Below are 21,476 nucleotides of genomic sequence, written 5' to 3'. Positions count from 1 at the left end.
ATGGCAATTACCTCTGCAAACCAGCTTGAGCTGCTGCAAACCGCCGAGGCCGTGGCCCGCGAGAAGATGATCGATCCCGGCCTTGTGGTCGAGGCGATGGAAGAAAGCCTCGCACGGGCGGCCAAGAGCCGTTACGGCGCCGAGATGGATATCCGGGTGTCGATCGACCGCAAGACCGGCAAGGCGAATTTCACCCGCGTGCGCACCGTGGTGGCGGATGACGAGCTTGAGAATTATCAGGCTGAAATGACCGTCGATCAGGCCAAGCAGTACCTGGAAGATCCAAAGATCGGCGATGAGTTCATCGAAGAGATCCCGCCCGTCGATCTGGGCCGCATCGCGGCGCAGTCGGCCAAGCAGGTGATCCTTCAGAAGGTCCGCGAAGCCGAGCGCGATCGTCAGTACGAGGAATTCAAGGATCGCGCGGGCACCATCATCAACGGTGTCGTCAAGCGCGAGGAATACGGCAATGTCATCGTCGATGTCGGCCGTGGCGAGGCGATCCTGCGCCGCAACGAAAAAATCGGCCGCGAAAGCTATCGCCCCGGCGACCGTGTGCGCGCCTATATCAAGGATGTGCGCCGCGAAGCCCGCGGTCCGCAGATTTTCCTGAGCCGGACCGCGCCGGAATTCATGGCCGAGCTGTTCAAGATGGAAGTGCCGGAAATCTACGATGGCATCATCGAGATCAAGGCCGTCGCACGCGACCCCGGCAGCCGGGCGAAGATCGCGGTCATCTCTTATGACAATTCGATCGACCCGGTCGGCGCATGTGTGGGTATGCGTGGCAGCCGTGTGCAGGCCGTCGTGAACGAGCTTCAGGGCGAAAAGATCGACATCATCCCGTGGAACGAAGATCAGCCGACTTTCCTTGTGAACGCGTTGCAGCCCGCCGAGGTGAGCAAGGTGGTTCTTGACGAGGAAGCCGAGCGTATCGAGGTTGTCGTTCCCGAAGAGCAGTTGAGCCTGGCGATCGGTCGCCGTGGTCAGAACGTGCGCCTTGCCAGCCAGTTGACCGGTCTGGACATCGACATCATGACCGAGGCCGAGGATTCGGAGCGCCGCCAGAAGGAATTCGAGGAGCGCACGAAGCTGTTCATGGACACGCTGGATCTGGACGAGTTCTTCGCCCAGCTTCTGGTCTCCGAGGGCTTCACCAATCTCGAGGAAGTCGCCTATGTCGAGATCGACGAGCTTCTGGTGATCGACGGGGTGGATCAGGACACCGCCAACGAGCTTCAGGCCCGCGCCCGCGACGTGCTGGATGCGCAGGCGCGCGCGGCGATGGAGAAGGCCCGCGAGCTTGGCGCCGAGGACAGCCTCATTGAATTCGAGGGTCTGACACCCCAGATGATCGTTGCGCTGGCGGAAGATGGTGTGAAGACACTCGAGGATTTCGCCACCTGCGCCGACTGGGAGCTGGCTGGCGGCTGGACGACGGTGGATGGGCAGCGTGTCAAGGACGAGGGCGTACTGGAACCGTTCGACGTCTCGCTTGAGGAAGCACAGAACATGGTCATGACGGCAAGGGTCATGCTGGGCTGGGTCGATCCGACAGAGCTTGAGCCGGATCTCGAAGAGATCGACGGCGACGAGAGCGAAGATCAGGAGGCCGAGGCCTGATCCGTCAGGCCTCGGAGGCATTGATGGGGCGCGGTGGGCAACCCAAGGACCGGAGCGAAGGTCCCGAACGCAAGTGCATTGCCACGGGTGAAGTGAGCCCGGCGCAGGGCTTGATCCGCTTCGTGGTTGGCCCTGATGGGCAGCTTGCCCCGGATATCGCAGGTAAGCTTCCCGGGCGCGGCATCTGGGTGTCCGCCGATCGCGACGCGATCGAGACGGCGGTCCGTAAAAAGCTGTTTGCCAAGGCGGCGCGTCAGGCCGTCACCGTGCCCGAGAACCTGCCCGACTTGATCGAGGATCAGTTGGTGCGCCGAGTCGTGAACCTGATCAGCCTTGCCCGGAAGGGCGGCGATGCGGTCACGGGCTATGAAAAGGTCAAGGACTGGCTTTCCAAGGAGGAGGCCACCGTCTTGCTGCAGGCCAGCGACGGATCGGAACGGGGCAAATCGAAATTGAGCACCCCCCATGGTGGCCGCTTTATCGGGTGGTTGACCGCGGCGGAACTGGGTCAGGCTTTCGGGCGACAAACGGCTGTGCACGCCGTACTGGGTGCTGGCGGTTTGGCCCAACGTGTTGTAGAGGAGGCGGCAAGGTTGAAGGGCCTGCGCGTCTCGAACGGCGGACAGAGCCGCCGGAAAGGAAGTGGAACCAGATGAGCGACAACGACGAGAAAAAGACTTTGGGTGTGCGTGGCGGTCCCCGTTCGGGGAATGTGAAGCAGAGCTTCAGCCATGGACGGACCAAGAACGTCGTCGTGGAAACAAAGCGCAAGCGCGTGGTCAAACCCAAGCCGGGTGGGCCTGCGGCGGGCGGTGCTGCGGGATCGAGACCGCAGTCGTCCTCTGGCGATGCGTCCAAGCGCCCTGCCGGTATTTCCGATTCCGAGATGGAGCGCCGCATGCGCGCCTTGCAGGCCGCACAGGCCCGCGAAGTCGAGGATGCCGCGCGCCGTGAGGCCGAGGAAAAAGAACGCGAGGAAGAGCGCCAGCGCCGTCGTGAAGAAGCCGAGGCCAAAGAGCGCGAACAGCGCGAGGCCGAAGAGCGCGCCCGCGCCAAGGCCGATGAGGAAGAGCGCAAGCGCCTCGCAGCCGAGCAGGCTGCCGCGGCACCGCCTCCGCCGCCGCCAGGCGAGGATGCGGCCACACGCGCACCCGCCAAACAACCGCCGCGCAAGCAGGAAAAGGTCAATACGGACCGGGATCAGGAGCGTGGCCGTGGCAAGGTCCGCGATGACGGTGGGCGCCGCGCTGGCAAGCTGACGCTCAATCAGGCATTGGCCGGTGGCGAAGGCGGTCGCCAGAAATCTCTGGCCGCGATGAAGCGCAAGCAGGAACGCGCCCGCCAGAAGGCCATGGGCGGTATGCAGGAGCGCGAAAAGGTTGTGCGCGACGTGCAGCTGCCCGAGACGATCGTTGTCTCGGAGTTGGCCAACCGCATGGCCGAGCGCGTCGGCGACATCATCAAGGCGCTGATGAGCAACGGCATGATGGTCACGCAGAACCAGACGATCGACGCCGATACCGCCGAGCTGATCATCGAGGAGTTCGGACATCGCGTCGTGCGGGTCAGTGACTCGGACGTTGAAGACGTGATCGATCAGGTCGAGGACAAGCCCGAAGATCTGCAGCCGAGACCGCCGGTCATTACCGTGATGGGCCATGTGGACCACGGCAAGACATCGCTTCTGGATGCGATCCGCGATGCCAAGGTGGTGTCGGGCGAAGCCGGGGGAATCACCCAGCATATCGGCGCCTATCAGGTCGAGACCGACTCGGGTGCGTTGCTGACATTCCTCGATACGCCCGGTCACGCGGCCTTCACCAGCATGCGCGCCCGTGGTGCGCAGGTGACGGATATCGTGGTTCTGGTGGTGGCCGCTGATGATGCGGTGATGCCGCAGACCATCGAGGCGATCAACCACGCCAAGGCGGCGCAGGTGCCGATCATCGTTGCGATCAACAAGTGTGACAAGCCCGATGCGAACCCCGACAAGGTGCGCACCGATCTGTTGCAGCACGAAGTCGTCGTCGAGGCGATGTCCGGTGACGTGCAGGATATCGAAGTCTCGGCCAAGACCGGCAAGGGGCTTGAAGAGCTGCTCGAGGCGATTGCGCTGCAGTCCGAGATCCTCGAACTGACGGCCAACCCGAATCGGGTTGCCGAAGGTGCGGTGATCGAAGCGCAGCTTGATGTGGGCCGTGGCCCGGTGGCGACGGTGCTTGTGCAGAAAGGCACGCTGAAGCAGGGCGATATCTTTGTCGTCGGCGAACAGTGGGGCAAGGTGCGCGCGCTGATCAACGACCGTGGTGAGCGGGTGCAGATTGCAGGCCCGTCGGTTCCCGTCGAGGTTCTGGGCCTGAATGGCACGCCGGAAGCGGGCGACGTTCTGAACGTGGTCGAGACTGAAGCGCAGGCGCGTGAAATCGCCGAGTATCGCGAGAAAGCGGCCAAGGAAAAGCGCGCGGCGGCTGGTGCCGGCACATCGCTGGAGCAGCTTCTGGCAAAGGCCAAGGAAGACGAGAACGTCAAGGAACTGCCGATTCTGGTCAAGGCCGACGTGCAGGGTTCTGCCGAGGCGATCGTTCAGGCGATGGAGAAGATCGGCAACGAAGAGGTGCGCGTGCGCGTTCTGCATTCGGGCGTCGGCGCCATCACGGAATCGGACATCGGCCTTGCCGAAGCGTCAGGCGCACCGGTTCTGGGCTTCAACGTCCGCGCCAATGCGCCGGCCCGTAACAGCGCCAACCAGAAAGGCGTGGAAATCCGCTATTACAGCGTGATCTACGATCTGGTGGACGATGTGAAAGCGGCGGCCAGCGGTCTGCTGGGTGCCGAGGTCCGCGAGAACTTCATCGGTTATGCGCAGATCAAGGAAGTGTTCAAGGTGTCGGGCGTCGGCAAGGTTGCCGGCTGTCTGGTTACCGAGGGTATCGCACGCCGGTCTGCCGGGGTGCGCCTGCTGCGCGACGACGTGGTGATCCACGAAGGCACGTTGAAGACGCTCAAGCGCTTCAAGGATGAAGTCTCGGAGGTTCAATCGGGTCAGGAATGCGGCATGGCGTTCGAGAACTACGAAGATGTGCGTCCGGGCGACGTGATCGAGATCTTCGAGCGCGAAGAGGTCGAACGCACGCTGGATTGATCCTGATATCAACGCGAGTTTGACAGGGGCTGCCCAAGGGCGGCCCCTTTTCGCGTTTTGCAGGACGGTCTTACAGCCAGTCGCGCAGGATCGGGATCAGGGGAATGTCCGCCGGCGGCATGGGATAGTCGCGCAGGGCATTCGGTTTGACCCATTTCAGGGTCTGCCCCTCACGCCCCTGCGGTGTTCCGTCCCATTTGCGACAGGCGAAGAGCGGCATCAGCAAGTGGAAATCGTCATAGCTGTGGCTGGCAAAGGTCAGCGGCGCGAGACAGCTTTGCCAGGTGTTGATGCCCAATTCCTCTTCAAGCTCGCGGATCAGCGCATGTTCGGGCGTTTCGCCCGGCTCGACCTTGCCGCCCGGAAACTCCCACAGGCCAGCCATGGACTTGCCCTCGGGACGTTGTGTGAGAAGAATGCGGCCATCAACGTCGATCAGTGCCACGGCAGAAACAAGCAAGGTCTTCATGAGCGGTAATCGGCGTTGATGTCGATATAGCCATGGGTCAGATCGCAGGTCCAGACAACCGCCGTGCCGCCGCCAAGACCGAGATCGACATGGATCACGAGCTCTTGCTGTTTCATGTAAAGGGCCGCGTCCGCCTCGTCGTAATCGGGATCGACCCAGCCATCGCGCGCCACGCGGATATGCCCGAACCAGATGGACAGCGTGTCCCGGTCGGCCCGCGCGCCGGATTTGCCGATGGCCATGACAATCCGCCCCCAATTGGGATCTTCGCCGGCGATGGCCGTCTTGACCAGCGGCGAATTGGCGATGGCCATGGCGTGCGTGTGAGCGTCGGCGTCGCTGGCGGCGCCGGTCACCGACACTTCGACGAATTTCGTGGCGCCTTCGCCGTCGCGCACGACCTGATGGGCGAGATCGAGCATGACCTGGCGCAGACCGGCCATGAAGCCGATGCTTTCGTCGGTGACCCGGATGCCGGACGCGCCGGTGGCCGCCACCAGAAGCGTATCGGAGGTCGATGTGTCGCTGTCGACGGTGATGCAGTTGAAGGTGGTGCGGTTCAGCGCGGTGACCATGGATTGCAAAACCGGCTGGTCGATCACCGCATCAGTGAAGATATAGACCAGCATGGTCGCCATGTCCGGCGCGATCATGCCCGATCCCTTGGCGATACCGGCGATATGCACGTTTTGCCCGTCGATCGTGATGGTGGTGCCAGAACCCTTGGCGAAGGTGTCGGTGGTCATGATGGCGCGCGCGGCGGCGTCGATCGCGTCGGGGGCCAAGTTGGCGGACAGCTCATCGAGTTTGGCGGTGATGCGGTCATGCGGTAACGGCTCGCCGATGACACCGGTGGACGATGTGAAAATCCGCGTTTCGGGCAGGTTCAGAGCCTTTGCAGCGGCATCGGTCACCGCCTTGACCGATGCATCGCCATGGCGCCCGGTAAAGGCGTTTGCGTTGCCCGAATTGACGAGGATCGCAGCCCCGGCGCTGCTGTGCTGCCCAATTTTCCGCTGGCAATCAAGCACCGCAGAAGACCGCGTCGCGGAGCGCGTGAAGGCCCCGGCCATGGCCGTGCCGGGGGCCAGAACGGCCAGCATCACGTCTTCGCGGCCCTTGTAGCGCACCCCGGCTTGAGCGGTTGCAAAGCGCACCCCGGCGATATGCGGAAGATCGGGAAAAGAGGCAGGAGCAAGCGGGGACAGCGGAGGCTTTGCGCCCATTTGTCAGTTCTCCAGAAGATCGAGATTGTTGATCGTTTCCGGCGCGATACCCGATGCATCGCTACGTTCGATCGTGGCTTGGCCGGTCAGGGTGTCGACATGGTCGTCGAATTTTTCCTGCCGAAGGGTTTCTTCGATTTCGGCGCGGACCTCTTCCAGCGGGGGTGTTTCGGTAAGCCGGGTTTCATTCAGCTTGATGACATGCCATCCGAATTGGGTCTGCACCGGCTCGGAGACCTGTCCCGGCTCGAGGCTTGCCACGGCGTTGAAGAACGACTCGACCATGACACCGGGGCCGAACCAGCCCAGATCGCCGCCATTGGGACCAGAGGGGCCGGTCGAATTTTCGCGGGCAAGAGTGGCGAAATCGGCGCCGCCGTCCAGCTGGGCGATCAGGTCGCGAGCTGTTTCCTCGGTTTCGACAAGGATATGTGCGGCCTTGTATTCGGTCTCTTGTCCGGCGTTGGCATAGCGCTCTTCGTAGGCGGCTTGAACGTCGGCGTCGGTCAGAGCGCCTTGCATCACTTTTTCGATAACCTCGGTGGCGAGGATCGCGCGGCGTTCGTTTTCAAGCACGAGGGCGCTGCGCTTGGAGACTTCGCCCTCGAAGCTTTGCATGAGAAGGGTTTGCTGAATCAGCTGGTCGAGAATGCCGTTGAACAGGATTTCCGGCGGCAGCTGGCCATATTGTGCCGGCAGGCTGGCGCGCAGCGCGATCATGTGGCCCAAGGTGATATCCGTGCCGTTCACAGTGGCCAGAACGGTATCGATATCCGGGCTGTCCTGAGCTGCCGGGGCTTGTGCGAAACCGACCGCTGCGACAATCGCGAGGGCCGGGAAAAGCTTGGTACGGAAGGTCATGAAGTCTTTCCTTTGCAGTGCTGCGTTGGGTGACGCGCGCCTGCGCGACGTTGACACTCTAACGGCGGCCCCTTACATCGGCTTTGGACCAAGACACCGCCATTCTGTGCCTTTCTAGGGTGGTGCGGAAGGCGGGGCAAGCAATTGCCTCTCACTGACAAGTGCAAACACCGGAACGGATTGGATATGCTGGGTATTGGAACTGTCGCCAAGAAGATCTTCGGCACCCCGAATGACCGCAAGATCAAGGCGACACGCCCGCTGGTCGAGAAGATCAACGCGCTGGAACCTGAGTACGAAGCGTTGAGTGACGCGGGGCTTATCGAAAAGACCCAGGAATTCAAGAAGCGACTCGCAGAGGGTGAAAGCCTTGACGCCCTTCTGCCCGAAGCCTTTGCGAACTGTCGGGAGGCGGCGAAAAGGGCGCTTGGATTGCGCGCCTTCGATGTGCAGTTGATGGGGGGCATCTTCCTGCATCAGGGCAATATCAGCGAGATGAAGACCGGCGAGGGCAAGACGCTGGTGTCGACCTTTCCCGGCTACCTGAACGCGCTGGCGGGCAAGGGTGTGCATATCGTCACGGTCAACGACTATCTGGCCAAGCGCGATGCCGAATGGATGGGCAAGGTCTATGCCGCGTTGGGCATGACCACAGGCGTGGTTTACCCGCAGCAGCCCGAGTCCGAGAAAAAGCAGGCCTATGCGTCGGACGTGACCTATGCCACCAACAACGAGCTTGGGTTCGATTATCTGCGCGACAACATGAAATCCTCGCTCGAGGAGATGAATCAGAAGGATCATTATTTCGCCATCGTGGACGAGGTGGACAGTATCCTGATCGACGAGGCGCGCACGCCGCTTATCATTTCCGGTCCGGCACAGGATCGCAGCGAGCTTTATGTCAGCATCAATGAGCTGATCCCGCTGCTGAACGAAGAGCACTACAAGATCGATGAAAAAACCCGCAACGTGACCTTCACCGACGAGGGTAACGAATATCTGGAAGAGGTTCTGCACGACCGCGGTCTTCTGGATCAGGGGCAGTCGCTTTATGATCCGGAGAGCACGACTATCGTGCATCACGTCAATCAGGGTCTGCGCGCGCACAAGCTTTTCCTGAAGGACAAGGATTACATCGTTCGCGATGGCGAGGTTGTACTGATCGACGAATTCACCGGACGGATGATGGCGGGCCGGCGTTTGTCGGACGGGCTCCATCAGGCGATCGAGGCCAAGGAAGGCTGCAAGATCCAGCCTGAGAACGTCACGCTCGCCAGTGTCACCTTCCAGAATTATTTCCGCCTGTATGAAAAGCTGTCGGGAATGACCGGCACCGCCGCCACCGAGGCCGAGGAATTCGCCGAGATCTATGGGTTGGGCGTGGTCGAAGTGCCGACCAACAAGCCGATCGCCCGTATCGACGAGGATGACGCCGTTTACCGCACGGCGCAGGAAAAGTTCGATGCGATCGTCGAGACGATCCGCGAAGCCCATGAGAAGGGCCAGCCGATTCTTGTGGGGACCACCTCGATCGAGAAGTCGGAAATGCTCAGCCGGTTGCTGACCTCTGCCGGGATCACTCACAACGTGCTCAACGCGCGCCAGCATGAGCAGGAGGCACAGATCGTCGCCGATGCCGGCAAGCTGGGCGCCGTGACCATCGCCACCAACATGGCGGGCCGCGGTACCGACATCAAACTGGGCGGGAATGTCGAGTTCAAGGTGATGGAGGCGATTGCCGCCAATCCCGAAGCCGACCCCGAAGAGCTGCGCGCCCGCATCGAGGCCGAACACGCCGATGACGAAAAGGCCGTGATCGACGCGGGCGGTCTGTTCGTTCTGGCCACCGAACGGCACGAAAGCCGCCGGATCGACAACCAGCTGCGCGGCAGGTCGGGGCGGCAGGGCGATCCGGGGCGTTCGGCGTTTTTCCTGAGCCTTGAAGACGATCTGATGCGTATTTTCGGATCTGAGCGGCTGGAAAAGGTGCTGTCGACGCTTGGCATGAAGGAAGGCGAGGCGATCGTGCACCCGTGGGTCAACAAATCGCTGGAGCGCGCGCAAGCCAAGGTCGAAGGGCGCAACTTCGACATCCGCAAGCAATTGCTCAAGTTCGACGATGTGATGAACGAGCAGCGCAAGGTGATCTTCAAGCAGCGGCTGGACATCATGAAGGCCGAGGACCTTTCGGAGATCGTGCAGGACATGCGCAGCGAGGTGATCGACGATCTGGTCGACACCTACATGCCGCCCAAGACCTATGCCGATCAGTGGGATACCGAGGGTCTTCATGCCGCTGTGAAGGATCAGTTGAACATGGACCTGCCGGTCGTTGCATGGGCCGATGAAGAGGGCGTTGACGACGAGGACATCGCGGAACGCCTTGAAAAGGCCGCGGACGAGATGATGGCGCAGAAAGCGGCCGCCTTCGGCCCTGACACGATGCGGTCGATCGAAAAGCAGATCCTGCTGCAGGCCATCGACACCAAGTGGCGTGAGCATCTTCTGACGCTGGAGCATTTGCGGAGCGTCGTGGGCTTCCGGGGCTATGCGCAGCGCGATCCGCTGAACGAATACAAGAACGAGGCGTTCCAACTCTTCGAGACCATGCTGAACAGTCTGCGTCAGGATGTGACGCAAAAACTGTCGCAGATCCGGCCGATGACCGAAGAAGAGCAGAAATCCATGATGGATGAGCTTCTCAGGCAGCGCGCCGCGATGGAGGCGGCTGCGGCGCCAACGGCGGATCAGGGTATGGTCGCGGCCGAGGATGCAGCGCCCGGCTTTGATGAAAACGACCCCACCACCTGGGGCAATCCGGGCCGCAACCAGCTGTGTCCTTGTGGGTCTGGCAAGAAGTTCAAGCATTGCCACGGGCGGCTTGCCTGACCCGGTCTGGCCCGAATGACTCCTTGACAGCGCCATAGGGACGCCGTTTTTCCGGAATATTCCTGACTTCGTAGTGTAGGTGCGAGGCACGGATCATGTCGAAGTTAAGACGGTACCTGATGGCAGGCGGCACATTTGCATGTGCCCTGACGACAGGGTTCATCATGCAGAGTGTGGCGGAGACGCCAGAGCCATCGCAGACGGGCGCCGCAGCGACACCCAAGGCAAGCGTCGCGGCCACAGGGCCCGCGACGCCGCTGGTCGTGACCGGAGCGGCCCAGGCCGCCGAGAACCCCGAGCCGCCGCTTGATCTATCGGATGTGACGCTGACATCGGCATTGCCCGAGATGCCGCCCGCGGCGCCGCAGCCCATGCCGCTGCCGGACAGGTCGCTTGACGCTTCCGCTTTCGTAAACGCAAGTCTCGAGCAGACCCCGGTCCTTGATCTTCCTGTCGAACAGGCCCCTCCGTCCTTCGATTGCGAATTGACGCTGACCGGGGCTGTCGCGGCTGCGGCGATGGTGGACCTTGCGCTGGATGCCGCTTGCCTGCCCAATGAAAGCTTCACGCTGCATCATCAGGGCATGATGTTCACCGGGGTCACCGATGCTGAGGGCCGATGGAACATGACGGTGCCGGCCCTTGCGGAAAACGCGCTGTATATCGCTGCGTTCGGCAATGGAGAAGGTGCGCTGGTGAATGTCGATGTGACCTCGGTGTCCTATTATGACCGTGTCGTGGTGCAATGGAGCGGCCATAGCGGTTTGCAGATCCATGCGCGGGAATATGGCGCAAGCTATGGCGATGACGGGCATGTCTGGGCCGATGCGGCACGGGATATGTCGGTTGCGGCCGCCGGGGAAGGCGGGTTTATCACGCGGCTTGGCACACAGGACGCCGGGAACGGGCGCATGGCGGAGATCTATACGTTTCCGTCGGGCATCGCGATCCGTCCGGGCGAGGTGACCCTGAGTGTCGAAGCCGAGGTGACGGCGCAAACCTGTGGCCGGGATATCGACGCGCAGACGATCACGATCCGGCAGGGAGAGACGCCATCCATACAGGAGATTTCGCTTGCAATGCCGCAATGCGACGCCACGGGAGACTTTCTGGTGTTGAAAAACATCGTCAATGACCTGAAGATCGCGCGGAACTAAATCGCAGCAATCGAGGGCCAATCCATGAGACGAGTACGTGCGGCGATCCTCGCCGCACTTTTTGCGGTCGGTCCGGGCCTGTCGGTGAATGCTCAGGATGTGACACTCACGTCGCGCGACGGAGATGTGGAAATCTCCGGAAATCTTCTCGGGTTTGATGGTGAGTTCTACCGGGTCGATACTATTTTCGGTGAATTGACGGTCGATGGCTCGGGGGTGCTGTGCGAGGGTCCGGGATGTCCAAATCTCGAGGATTTCGTGGCGCGCGTCACCCTGTCTGGTGCTCCCGTTATCGGGCGTGTCCTGATCCCTGCGTTGCTCGAGGCTTTCGCGATCCGGTATGAGTACGAGCTGAGCCGAACCAACCTTGCGGATGGGCAATATGTCTATGGTCTAACCAATGCGCAAAGCGGTGCCCTGGTGGGTGAGTTCACTCTGCATCTGTCGACCAGCGATGAGGGTTTTGCCGATCTGCTGGTCGATGCGACCGATATCGTCATGTCCATGCGCGAGGTCCGCGACGACGAGGTGAGGCGCGCCGAAGAGCTGGGCCTTGGGGATTTGAACGCGCGCGGCCGCAGTATGATCGTGGCGCTGGATGCGCTGGTGCCTATCGTCGCCCCGAGCAATCCCCTGCAGGCGATAACCACTCCGCAACTGGCTGGTGTTCTGGCGGGTGAAATCACAAACTGGTCGGATATCGGAGGCCCCGATGCGCCGATAACGGTGCATGTCGTCACTGAAAAATCTGGCATCGGACAGGCGACGCAGGATCGCTTGCTGGCGGCGCGGGGCGGGGCGCTGGTCGAGGGCGCGATACGCCATGCCGATGGTCAGGCCCTGATCGAGGCGGTGGCGGGTGATCCTTTCGGGTTGGGTGTGACCAGCCGCTCGGAGACCGGGAATATATGGACCTTGGCCTTGAGGGGCACATGCGGCTTCACGCTCAGGGCGACGCGGCGGGCCGTCAAGACCGAGGATTATCCACTGACCGCGCCGCTGTTCCTGTATATGCCGGCGCGGCGGTTTCCCAAGCTGGTCAGGGAGTTTCTGACGTATCTGCGCGATCCGTCGGCGCAGCTTGTGGTGCGGCGGGCGGGATTCGTGGATCAGGCGCCGGAGGAAATCGAGATAAATGCCCAAGGTGACCGGTTCGCCAATGCCATCACACAAGCGGGCAGCGAGGTGGGGCTGGAGGAACTGCAGCGCATGGTGGCGCTGCTCTCGCCGCTCAGACGGTTGACGACGACATTCCGTTTCGAGGCCGGGTCGGCGCGGCTGGATGCGCAGTCGCGGTCGAATGTGCAGCAGCTTGCCCGGGCGTTGGAGATCGGGCTTTATGACGCGCGCAGGCTTGTTTTCGTGGGGTTTAGCGATGGTGAAGGTCCGGCGGCGGGCAACAGGCGGATTGCCGAGCAGCGCGCGGAGGCGGTGAAGACGGCGGTGATCGCGGCGGCGGAGACGGCCAATCTATCGCGGATCACGATTGAGACGGAAGCCTTTGGTGAGGCGATGCCGATGGCCTGCGATGACAGTGAATGGGGGCGGCAGGTGAACCGGCGCGTGGAGGTCTGGGTGCGCTAGAGATAGCCTTGGGCGCGAAAGCTGATCTCGCAGGATTTGCCGATGATGAGATGGTCGTGCAAGGTCAGCCCCAAGGCTTGGGCAGCGGTCTGAATCTGCTGGGTCATGTGGATGTCGGAGTCGGATGGGGTGGGGTCACCTGATGGGTGATTATGCACTAGAATCAAGGCACTGGCATTGAGGTGCAGGGCGCGCTTGACCACTTCGCGCGGGTAGACGGGGACGTGATCGACGGTGCCGTTGGCCTGCGCCTCATCGGCGATGAGGATGTTCTTGCGATCGAGATAGAAGACGCGGAATTGTTCGGTTTCACGGTGGGCCATGGTGGTGTGGCAATAGTCCAGAAGCGCGTCCCAGGACGAGATGACGTGCCGTTGCAGGATGCGTGCACGAGACAGGCGGTGGGCCGCAGCCTCGATGATCTTGAGCTCGCAGATCACGGCGTCGCCGATGCCCGGCACTTCGCCCAGTAGGGCGGCGGAGGCAGAGATGACGGCGTTAAAATCACCAAATCTATCAAGGAGTTGACGGGCCAGAGGTTTGACATCCCGGCGCGGGATGGCCCGAAACAGCACCAGTTCCAGAAGCTCGTAATCCGGCATCGCGGCAGCACCGCCCGACAGGAACCTGTCGCGCAGGCGTTTGCGATGGTCGCGGATATAGGAGGGCAGGCGCCCGCCGGGGGGGAGGGTGGCGGGAGGCGATGTGTCTGCCGCGAAAAGCGGCAGCGGCAGATCGGAAAAGGCATGCGGATCGGACATATCCGGAGAGTGGCGCGCGAGGGTTAGAAAAGCGTTAACAGCGGCCCGAAAAGCGCATCGGTATCACGTCGGTATTGCGTCGGTATCACGTCGGTGCCGATGGGCATTAACCCTTTGCTGTCAGGTAAAGTAACCGGGCAAAGAAAAAGGGCGCGCCAATGCGGCGCGCCCCGGAGCAGGATCGGTGGGCTTCGCGTCAGGACTTCATCGAATCCCAGAAGCTTTTCACCGACGAGAAGAAGCTTTTGCTTTCGGGGTTGTTGTCCTCGGACAGCGCCTCGAATTCGCGCAGAAGCTCTTTCTGGCGGGACGTCAGGTTGACCGGTGTTTCCACGGCCAGTTCGATGAACATGTCGCCGGTTGCCCCGCCGCGCAGCGCAGGCATCCCCTTGTTGCGCAAACGCATCTGACGCCCGGATTGCGACCCGGCCGGGATCTTCACGCGCGAGCGCCCGCCGTCGATGGTGGGCACCTCGATATCGCCGCCAAGGGCGGCGGCGGTCATCGACACGGGCACGCGGCAGAAGAGATTGGTTTCCTCGCGCTCGAAAATGTCGTGCTTGGCCACCTCGATGAAGATGTAGAGGTCGCCCGGAGGGCCACCGCGCATCCCGGCTTCGCCCTCGCCGGCGAGGCGAATGCGGGTGCCGGTTTCAACGCCGGCGGGGATGTTGACGTTGAGAGCGCGATCCTTGTCGACGCGGCCCTGCCCGTGACAGGCGTTGCACGGGTTCTTGATGATCTGGCCGAGGCCCGAACAGGTGGGACAGGTCCGTTCAACGGTGAAGAAGCCCTGTTGGGCGCGAACCTTGCCCATGCCGGAACAGGTGGGGCAGGTCGTCGGCTCGGAGCCGCCTTCGGCGCCGGTGCCGTTACATTCGCCGCAGGCCACGGAGGTGGGCACGTTGATGGTTTTCTGCATGCCCTTGTAGGCGTCTTCGAGGGTGACGCGCAGGTTGTAGCGCAGATCGGCGCCACGCGCCGCGCGCTGGCGTCCGCCACTGCCCCGACCGCCCATGAAATCGCCGAACAGATCGTCGAACACGTCGGAAAAGGCCGAGGCGAAATCGCCCTGCCCCGCACCGCCAAAACCGCCCCCGGGCCGAGGGCCACCGCCGCCGCCCATGCCACCATCGAAGGCGGCATGACCGAAGCGATCATAGGCGGCTTTCTTGTCGGGATCTTTCAGGACGTCATAGGCTTCGCCGGCTTCCTTGAACTGGGTTTCGGCGTTGGGGTTGTCCTTGTTGCGGTCGGGATGAAGTTCCTTGGCCTTGGTGCGATAGGCCTTTTTGATCTCGTCCGCAGACGCACCCCGCGATATACCCAGCACTTCATAATAGTCGCGTTTGGCCATCGGGGATCTCCTTGGTCATGGAACTGCACGGGGCCGGCCCAAAGGTCGGACCGGCCCCATTGGTCCCGTCAGGCGCGTTACGAACGCTTGTTGTCGTCGAGGTCCTCGAAGTCGGCATCGACGATATCATCGTCGTCCGACCGGGCACGATCCGCAGGCGACGGCTCGCCATCGTTTTCCTCGGATTGCGCCTTGTAGATCGCCTCGCCCAGTTTCATGGCCGCTTCGGTCACGTTCTGAATGCCGGACTTGATCTTGTCGGCCCCGATATCGTCTTTCTCGAGGTCGTCCTTGAGAGCGGCGATTGCCAGTTCGATGGCTTCGACAGTGGTTGGATCCACCTTGTCGCCATGTTCCTCGAGCGATTTCTCGGTCGAATGAATCAGGCTTTCGGCCTGGTTCTTCGATTCGATCAGCTCGCGGCGGGCCTTGTCGGACTCGGCGTTTTCTTCGGCTTCCTTGACCATCTTCTCGATGTCTTCGTCGCTGAGGCCGCCCGACGCCTGGATCGTGATCTTCTGTTCCTTGTTGGTGCCCTTGTCCTTGGCGGAAACAGAGACGATGCCGTTGGCGTCGATGTCGAATGTCACCTCGATCTGGGGCATGCCGCGCGGTGCGGGCGGAATGTTTTCGAGGTTGAACTGACCGAGCAGCTTGTTGTCGGCCGCCATTTCACGTTCGCCCTGGAAGACACGGATCGTCACGGCGCTCTGGTTGTCCTCGGCGGTCGAGAAGATCTGCGACTTGTTGGTCGGGATCGTGGTGTTGCGGTCGATCAGGCGGGTGAAGACACCGCCGAGCGTTTCGATGCCGAGCGACAGCGGCGTCACGTCGAGCAGGACCACATCCTTGACGTCACCCTGAAGCACGCCGGCCTGAATGGCGGCACCCATGGCGACGACTTCGTCGGGGTTGACGCCCTTGTGGGGTTCCTTGCCGAAGAACTTGGTCACTTCCTCGACGACCTTGGGCATACGGGTCATGCCGCCGACGAGAACGACCTCGTCGATTTCGCTGGCGGAGATGCCGGCATCCTTGAGGGCCGCGGCGCAGGGCTTCATCGAGGCCTTGATGAGATCGCCCACCAGGCTTTCGAGCTTGGCACGGGTCAGTTTCATGACCATGTGAAGCGGCTGACCGTCCGAGCCCATCGAGATGAAGGGCTGGTTGATTTCGGTCTGCGAGCTGCTGGACAGTTCGATCTTGGCTTTCTCGGCGGCTTCCTTGAGGCGCTGCAGAGCCATCTTGTCCTTGGTCAGGTCGACGCCATGCTCTTTCTTGAACTCGTCGGCGAGGTAGTTGACGATCCGCATGTCGAAGTCTTCACCGCCGAGGAAGGTGTCACCATTGGTGGCTTTCACCTCGAACAAGCCATCGTCGATCTCGAGGATGGTGACGTCGAAGGTGCCGCCGCCAAGGTCATAGACGGCGATGGTCTGCGTTTCTTTCTTGTCGAGACCATAGGCCAGCGCGGCGGCTGTCGGCTCGTTGATGATTCGCAGCACTTCGAGACCGGCGATCTTGCCGGCGTCCTTGGTGGCCTGACGCTGAGCATCGTTGAAATAGGCGGGAACGGTGATGACGGCCTGCGTCACCTCTTCGCCGAGATAGGATTCGGCGGTTTCCTTCATCTTGCCGAGGATGAAGGCGGAAATCTGCGAGGGGCTGTATTTCTCGCCGCGCGCCTGAACCCATGCGTCGCCATTGCCGCCATCGACGACGGTGAACGGCATGTTCTTCTTGTCCTTGGCCAGATCAACGTCGTCCACACGGCGACCGATCAGGCGCTTGACGCCGAAGATGGTGTTTTCCGGGTTGGTTACGGCCTGACGCTTGGCAGGCTGGCCGACGAGACGTTCGTTTTCCGTGAAGGCCACGATCGACGGTGTCGTACGGGCACCTTCGGAGTTTTCGATGACACGGGCCTGGCTGCCATCCATGATGGCGATACAGCTGTTTGTGGTTCCGAGGTCGATACCGATCACTTTGGACATTTTTATATCCCTTCTTCAATAAGGCGATGTTCCGGACGCCCGACCCGATTACGGCACCGGGCCCCCGATCTCAGGGCGGACCACGGGAGGCCGTGCGTCCACGCTTTGCGGGTATATAGGCAGGGCGATCAGGGGCTGCAAGCGGCCCGGGGGGATGGATTTCGGGAAATTGTCGTTAATTCTGTATGTCAGGCCCATGAGGGAGGATGCATGACGGACCCGACGCTGACCCTGAGGGGGGTGCATATCTACAAAGGGTGGCTTGATGGCGGGGCGCAGGAGGCGCTCAGGGATGCGCTGCGAGAGGTGGTGCGGCAGGCGCCGCTTTTCTCGCCGATGACGCCCTATGGCAAGCCGATGTCGGTCAGGATGACTTCGGCGGGCAAGTATGGCTGGTATGCGGACCGGGGCGGATACCGCTATGTGCCGCGCCATCCGGATGGTCAGCCCTGGCCGCCGATCCCCGAGGACGTGCTGGCGATCTGGCGCGATCTGGTGAGCGATCGGCGCGCGCCGGATTGCTGTCTGGTGAATGTCTATCGCGAGGGGGCGAAGATGGGGATGCACCAGGATCGCGACGAGGCCGATTTCGGTTGGCCGGTCCTGTCGGTCTCTTTGGGGGATGACGCGCTGTTCCGGGTCGGGGGCACGACGCGCGGAGGCAAGACCGAGTCGATCTGGCTGGGATCGGGGGATGTTGTCGTCATGGGGGGCGACGCGCGGCTGATCTATCATGGGATCGACAGGATCAGGCCGGGATCGTCCGCCTTGCTGAAGGGTGGCGGCCGCATCAACCTGACCTTGCGGGTGGTTGATTGACCGCGCGATGGACCTCAGCGGCGGGCGTCCCAGCTCCGCGAGGCGTATTGGCGGGTGTAGAATTCGCCCATCAGCCCGATCATGAGGAACACCAGCCCGACGATCAGCGGATACTCCAGCGATGAATTGCGCGGCACGTAGTTGACGAAGGTGAAGCCGCGGCATTGATCGATGGCGTGAAACAGCGGGTTCCAGTCGAACATCTTGAGCATGAAGGGCGGCAGCGAATTGGCCACGAACATCTTGCCCGACGCGATCATGTTGGCGCGCTGATAGACGATGGTGATGAGTCCGACCACAGCCGGGAACCAAGGCTTGATCGAGAGCAGCACCAGCCCGATGGCCACCCCGGTGAACCACGCCAGAACCAGCATGCCGAAGGCCGAGAAGGGCTGCGACACCTCGAAAGGGGTGAAGGCGACATGATACACGAACAGGATCACGAAAAGCGACAATACCTGAATGTAAAGCGCCCCCAGTGCCGCGGAGGCGACCGAAATGACCGTGTTCATCGGCGCATGCTGCATCATCGGTGATGATGGCCCTTCGGCCCCGACCACCGCGCCAAGCGCCTTGATATGCGTCAGGAACAGGAAAACTCCCGACATCATGTACAAAAGGAAATCGCCACGAATGCGCGCGCCCTTGATGCCGAGCATCCAGAACATGAGGTAGAACGCCATGACGAAGATGACGGCCTGCAACATGTTGTTGAGGATCGCGAAGAACGCGTTGCCATGCGACTTGCGGACAGATCGCACCGTGGAGTGATAGATCAGCTCCAGAATGGCGAGGGCCGATTGCAGGTTACTTCTGGGGGAAACTTTCTGAAACATCTACTCGTCGCCTGTCAGCCTGCCGGAATGTGGCACGGACTTCTTGCTGTCCCGTTACCCGCATACCATAAAGGGCGCGAGGCATTCGATCAACATGCCGTGTCACCGCGGTACAAAAGGTAGGCAGGAGTATCACATTGGATCACGACAAGCTTGTTACGGTCATGCGCCGGTTGGCGCTGGAAGCGGGTGACCGGATCATGGAAATCTACAATTCCGACGATTTCGATGTGAAGGTGAAGTCCGACGACAGCCCGGTGACCGAAGCCGACGAGGCGGCGGATGCGCTGATTTCGGAGGGTCTGCGCAAGGCGTTTCCGGATGTGGCGCTGGTCACCGAAGAGCAGGCCGCGTCGCATGGGCAGAGCGTCGAGACCTTTCTGATCGTGGATCCGCTGGATGGCACCAAGGAATTCATCCATCGCCGTGGGGATTTCACCGTGAACATCGCCTATGTGGAAAACGGTGTTCCGGTGCGCGGGGTGGTTTATGCGCCCGCGAAAGAGCGGATGTTTTTTACCCGCGCCGATGGTGTGTCGGTCGAGGAGGCCGGGCCGTTCGATCCGCAGATGCCGGGTGCGATGACCGAGATCGCCGTGTCGACGCCCGACAATGCGGCTTTGATGGTGGTGGCCAGTAAATCGCACCGCGATCAGGCGACCGATGATTATATCGGTCAATATGGCGTCAAGGACATGACGAGCGCGGGATCGTCGCTCAAGTTCTGTCTGGTGGCGACGGGTGAGGCGGATCTGTATCCAAGGCTTGGTCGCACGATGGAATGGGATACCGCCGCAGGCCAAGCCGTGCTGCAGGGTGCAGGCGGTCAGGTGGTACGGTTCGATGATCACCAGCCTTTGCGTTATGGCAAGGACGGGTTCGCAAACCCGTTCTTCATCGCGTATGCGCCGGGCGTCACGTTGAAGGCGGGCTGATGCGGGTTCTGATCGTCATTCCGGCGCGCTATGCGTCAAGCCGGTATCCGGGCAAGCCGCTGGTCGAATTGACCGGTGCGAGCGGTGCCAAAAAGAGCCTGATCCAGCGCAGTTGGGAGGCGGCGTGCAAGGTCGGTGGCGATCACCGGGTGGTGGTGGCCACCGATGATGATCGTATCCGACAGGCCGCCGAAGGGTTCGGCGCCGAGGTGGCGATGACCTCGGAGACCTGTCGCAATGGCACGGAACGCTGCGCGGAAGCGCATGAGGTGCTTGGCGGCGGCTATGATATCGTGGTCAACCTGCAGGGAGATGCGCCGCTGACGCCGCATTGGTTCGTCGAGGCGTTGATCGAGGCCTTGAGCAAAGATGCCGAGGCGGGCATGGCGACGCCGGTGTTGCGCTGTGACGGGCGCGCGTTGAACGGGTTTCTGGAAGATCGGCGCGCAGGCCGTGTGGGTGGCACGACGGCCGTTTTCGACAGCCGTGGCCATGCGCTTTATTTCTCGAAGGAAGTGATCCCCTACACCTCGAAATCCTATGACGATGCCGAGGCGACGCCGGTGTTTCACCATGTCGGGGTCTATGCCTATCGCGCGGCGGCGCTATCGGCCTATCCGGGCTGGTCGGAGGGGCCGCTCGAGGGGCTGGAGGGGCTGGAGCAGCTCAGGTTCCTGGAAAACGGGCGCGCGGTGCGCTGTGTCGAGGTCGAGGCGCGCGGGCGACAGTTCTGGGAGTTGAACAACCCTGAGGATGTGCCGCGCATCGAACGGATGATGAAAGAGATGGGATCGGAGTGAAAAAGCTGTATTTCTGCGGTCATCGACAATGTCTGGTCCAGAAATCTTCATAATCTCCCTTTAATCAGTGCAATGACATCAGGGCTGGTTTATTGTGCCAGCGTTGGTGCAGGTAAGGAGCAGACATGCGAAAGAAAGTAACAAAAGCCATTTTTCCTGTCGCGGGTCTGGGGACGAGATTTTTGCCGGCAACCAAGTCGGTACCGAAGGAAATAATGACTTTGGTGGACCGTCCCCTTGTCCAATACGCGATCGATGAAGCTCGTGAAGCGGGCATCAAGGATTTCATTTTCGTTACCTCGCGCGGCAAGGGCGCGCTTGAGGATTATTTCGATCTTGCCCCGCAGCTCGAGCAGGAGTTGCGCAGGAAGGGCAAGGAGGATCTGTTGAAGATTCTCAAAAGCACCAATATGGACAGCGGCCAGATCGCCTATGTCAGGCAGCACAAGCCGCTTGGGCTTGGTCATGCGGTGTGGTGCGCGCGGCATCTTATCGGGAACGAGCCCTTTGCCGTGATGCTGCCGGATGACGTGATCGCGGCGGAAAAGCCGTGTCTGGCGCAGATGGTCGAGGCCTTCGCGGAAACGCAGGGCAATATTGTCGCCGCGATGGAAGTGCCCGAGGAAAAGACCTCGTCCTATGGGATGCTGGATATCAAGGAGGACAAGGGGCGGATCGTGTCGACCAAGGGCATGGTCGAGAAGCCCAAGCTGGGTGAGGCGCCGTCGAACCTGGCGGTGATCGGGCGGTATATCCTGACGCCGACCGTGCTCAAGATGCTGAACAAGAAGCGTGCAGGCGCGGGTGGGGAAATTCAGCTCACCGATGCGATTTCGGATGCGCGGGAGGCCGGTGAAGAAGTATACGGCTATCGCTTCGAGGGGCATCGCTTCGATTGTGGGTCGAAATCGGGCTTCCTGCAGGCGACCGTTTCCTTTGCGCTGGCGCGCGAGGATCTGCGCGATGACCTGCGGGCCTTTCTGCACGATATCTTGTATGCGGAGAAGGCGGCGCAGTAAGCCG

General features: G+C 61.5%; 17 protein-coding genes. 10 read left to right on the top strand and 7 right to left on the bottom strand.

Annotated features, from left to right (window positions below):
- Genes nusA through infB form a run of 3 tightly spaced genes read left to right on the top strand, consistent with a single transcriptional unit; the run spans position 1 to position 4,765 of the window.
- The gene (gene nusA, locus F3H35_RS03775) at positions 1-1,623 is read left to right on the top strand and encodes a transcription termination factor NusA (RefSeq protein ID WP_149778285.1); all 1,623 of its coding nucleotides are present in this window, start codon (positions 1-3) and stop codon (positions 1,621-1,623) included.
- A gap of 23 nt (positions 1,624-1,646) precedes the next feature.
- Positions 1,647-2,279, top strand: coding sequence for an RNA-binding protein (locus F3H35_RS03770; protein ID WP_149778284.1), 633 nt, complete (start codon positions 1,647-1,649; stop codon positions 2,277-2,279).
- Complete coding sequence (gene infB / locus F3H35_RS03765; protein ID WP_149778283.1) at positions 2,276-4,765, top strand: translation initiation factor IF-2; 2,490 nt, start codon at positions 2,276-2,278, stop codon at positions 4,763-4,765. The genes F3H35_RS03770 and infB overlap by 4 nt, the downstream gene beginning before the upstream one ends.
- A gap of 70 nt (positions 4,766-4,835) precedes the next feature.
- Here infB and mutT read toward each other — a convergent pair whose 3' ends face one another.
- Genes mutT through F3H35_RS03750 form a run of 3 tightly spaced genes read right to left on the bottom strand, consistent with a single transcriptional unit; the run spans position 4,836 to position 7,321 of the window.
- A complete protein-coding gene (mutT, locus tag F3H35_RS03760; protein ID WP_149778282.1) occupies positions 4,836-5,234 on the bottom strand; it encodes an 8-oxo-dGTP diphosphatase MutT in 399 nt (132 codons plus the stop codon).
- Positions 5,231-6,460 (bottom strand): bifunctional glutamate N-acetyltransferase/amino-acid acetyltransferase ArgJ, encoded by a 1,230-nt coding sequence (gene argJ / locus F3H35_RS03755; protein ID WP_149778281.1) that lies wholly within the window; start codon positions 6,458-6,460, stop codon positions 5,231-5,233. Before argJ ends, mutT begins: the two co-directional genes overlap by 4 nt.
- Positions 6,461-6,463: 3 nt before the next feature.
- On the bottom strand, positions 6,464-7,321 hold the full coding sequence (locus tag F3H35_RS03750; RefSeq protein WP_149778280.1) for a peptidylprolyl isomerase: 858 nt from the start codon (positions 7,319-7,321) through the stop codon (positions 6,464-6,466).
- A 186-nt stretch (positions 7,322-7,507) separates the two neighbouring features.
- Here F3H35_RS03750 and secA point away from each other — a divergent pair, with 186 nt between their 5' ends.
- From secA to F3H35_RS03735, 3 genes are all read left to right on the top strand, one after another.
- A complete protein-coding gene (gene secA, locus F3H35_RS03745) occupies positions 7,508-10,210 on the top strand; it encodes a preprotein translocase subunit SecA (RefSeq protein WP_149778279.1) in 2,703 nt (900 codons plus the stop codon).
- A gap of 95 nt (positions 10,211-10,305) precedes the next feature.
- The gene (locus F3H35_RS03740) at positions 10,306-11,367 is read left to right on the top strand and encodes a hypothetical protein (RefSeq protein WP_149778278.1); all 1,062 of its coding nucleotides are present in this window, start codon (positions 10,306-10,308) and stop codon (positions 11,365-11,367) included.
- 24 nt (positions 11,368-11,391) lie between these two features.
- The gene (locus F3H35_RS03735) at positions 11,392-12,951 is read left to right on the top strand and encodes a substrate-binding domain-containing protein (RefSeq protein WP_149778277.1); all 1,560 of its coding nucleotides are present in this window, start codon (positions 11,392-11,394) and stop codon (positions 12,949-12,951) included.
- Here F3H35_RS03735 and radC read toward each other — a convergent pair.
- From radC to dnaK, 3 genes are all read right to left on the bottom strand, one after another.
- Positions 12,948-13,712 carry a RadC family protein gene (gene radC / locus F3H35_RS03730; RefSeq protein WP_149778276.1) on the bottom strand — a complete coding sequence of 255 codons (765 nt, stop codon included), beginning with the start codon at positions 13,710-13,712 and terminating at the stop codon, positions 12,948-12,950. The genes F3H35_RS03735 and radC overlap by 4 nt on opposite strands.
- A gap of 196 nt (positions 13,713-13,908) precedes the next feature.
- A complete protein-coding gene (gene dnaJ / locus F3H35_RS03725; RefSeq protein ID WP_149778275.1) occupies positions 13,909-15,069 on the bottom strand; it encodes a molecular chaperone DnaJ in 1,161 nt (386 codons plus the stop codon).
- A gap of 77 nt (positions 15,070-15,146) precedes the next feature.
- Complete coding sequence (dnaK, locus tag F3H35_RS03720) at positions 15,147-17,063, bottom strand: molecular chaperone DnaK (RefSeq protein WP_149778274.1); 1,917 nt, start codon at positions 17,061-17,063, stop codon at positions 15,147-15,149.
- Between the two features lie 210 nt (positions 17,064-17,273).
- Between dnaK and F3H35_RS03715 the strand changes: the two genes are divergently transcribed.
- Entirely contained in the window at positions 17,274-17,882 is a 609-nt protein-coding gene (locus tag F3H35_RS03715; RefSeq protein ID WP_149778273.1) for an alpha-ketoglutarate-dependent dioxygenase AlkB family protein, read from the top strand.
- Positions 17,883-17,896: 14 nt separating this feature from the next.
- Here F3H35_RS03715 and F3H35_RS03710 read toward each other — a convergent pair whose 3' ends face one another.
- Positions 17,897-18,718, bottom strand: coding sequence for an ABC transporter permease (locus F3H35_RS03710; RefSeq protein WP_149778272.1), 822 nt, complete (start codon positions 18,716-18,718; stop codon positions 17,897-17,899).
- A 137-nt stretch (positions 18,719-18,855) separates the two neighbouring features.
- On the opposite strand from F3H35_RS03710, the gene cysQ reads away from it, so the two are divergent.
- The 3 genes from cysQ (at position 18,856) to galU (ending at position 21,472) form a co-directional block, all read left to right on the top strand.
- A complete protein-coding gene (gene cysQ, locus F3H35_RS03705; protein ID WP_007811889.1) occupies positions 18,856-19,653 on the top strand; it encodes a 3'(2'),5'-bisphosphate nucleotidase CysQ in 798 nt (265 codons plus the stop codon).
- Entirely contained in the window at positions 19,653-20,453 is an 801-nt protein-coding gene (locus tag F3H35_RS03700) for a 3-deoxy-manno-octulosonate cytidylyltransferase (RefSeq protein WP_149778271.1), read from the top strand. Before cysQ ends, F3H35_RS03700 begins: the two co-directional genes overlap by 1 nt.
- A 125-nt stretch (positions 20,454-20,578) precedes the next feature.
- A complete protein-coding gene (galU, locus tag F3H35_RS03695; RefSeq protein ID WP_149778270.1) occupies positions 20,579-21,472 on the top strand; it encodes a UTP--glucose-1-phosphate uridylyltransferase GalU in 894 nt (297 codons plus the stop codon).
- The last annotated feature ends 4 nt before the right edge of the window (positions 21,473-21,476 follow it).

The organism is Roseovarius litoreus, from assembly GCF_900142765.1.
GTDB classification, from domain to species: domain Bacteria; phylum Pseudomonadota; class Alphaproteobacteria; order Rhodobacterales; family Rhodobacteraceae; genus Roseovarius; species Roseovarius litoreus.
Note: the sequence above shows the minus strand (reverse complement) of the source record. Positions and strands in the feature narration are given on the sequence as shown.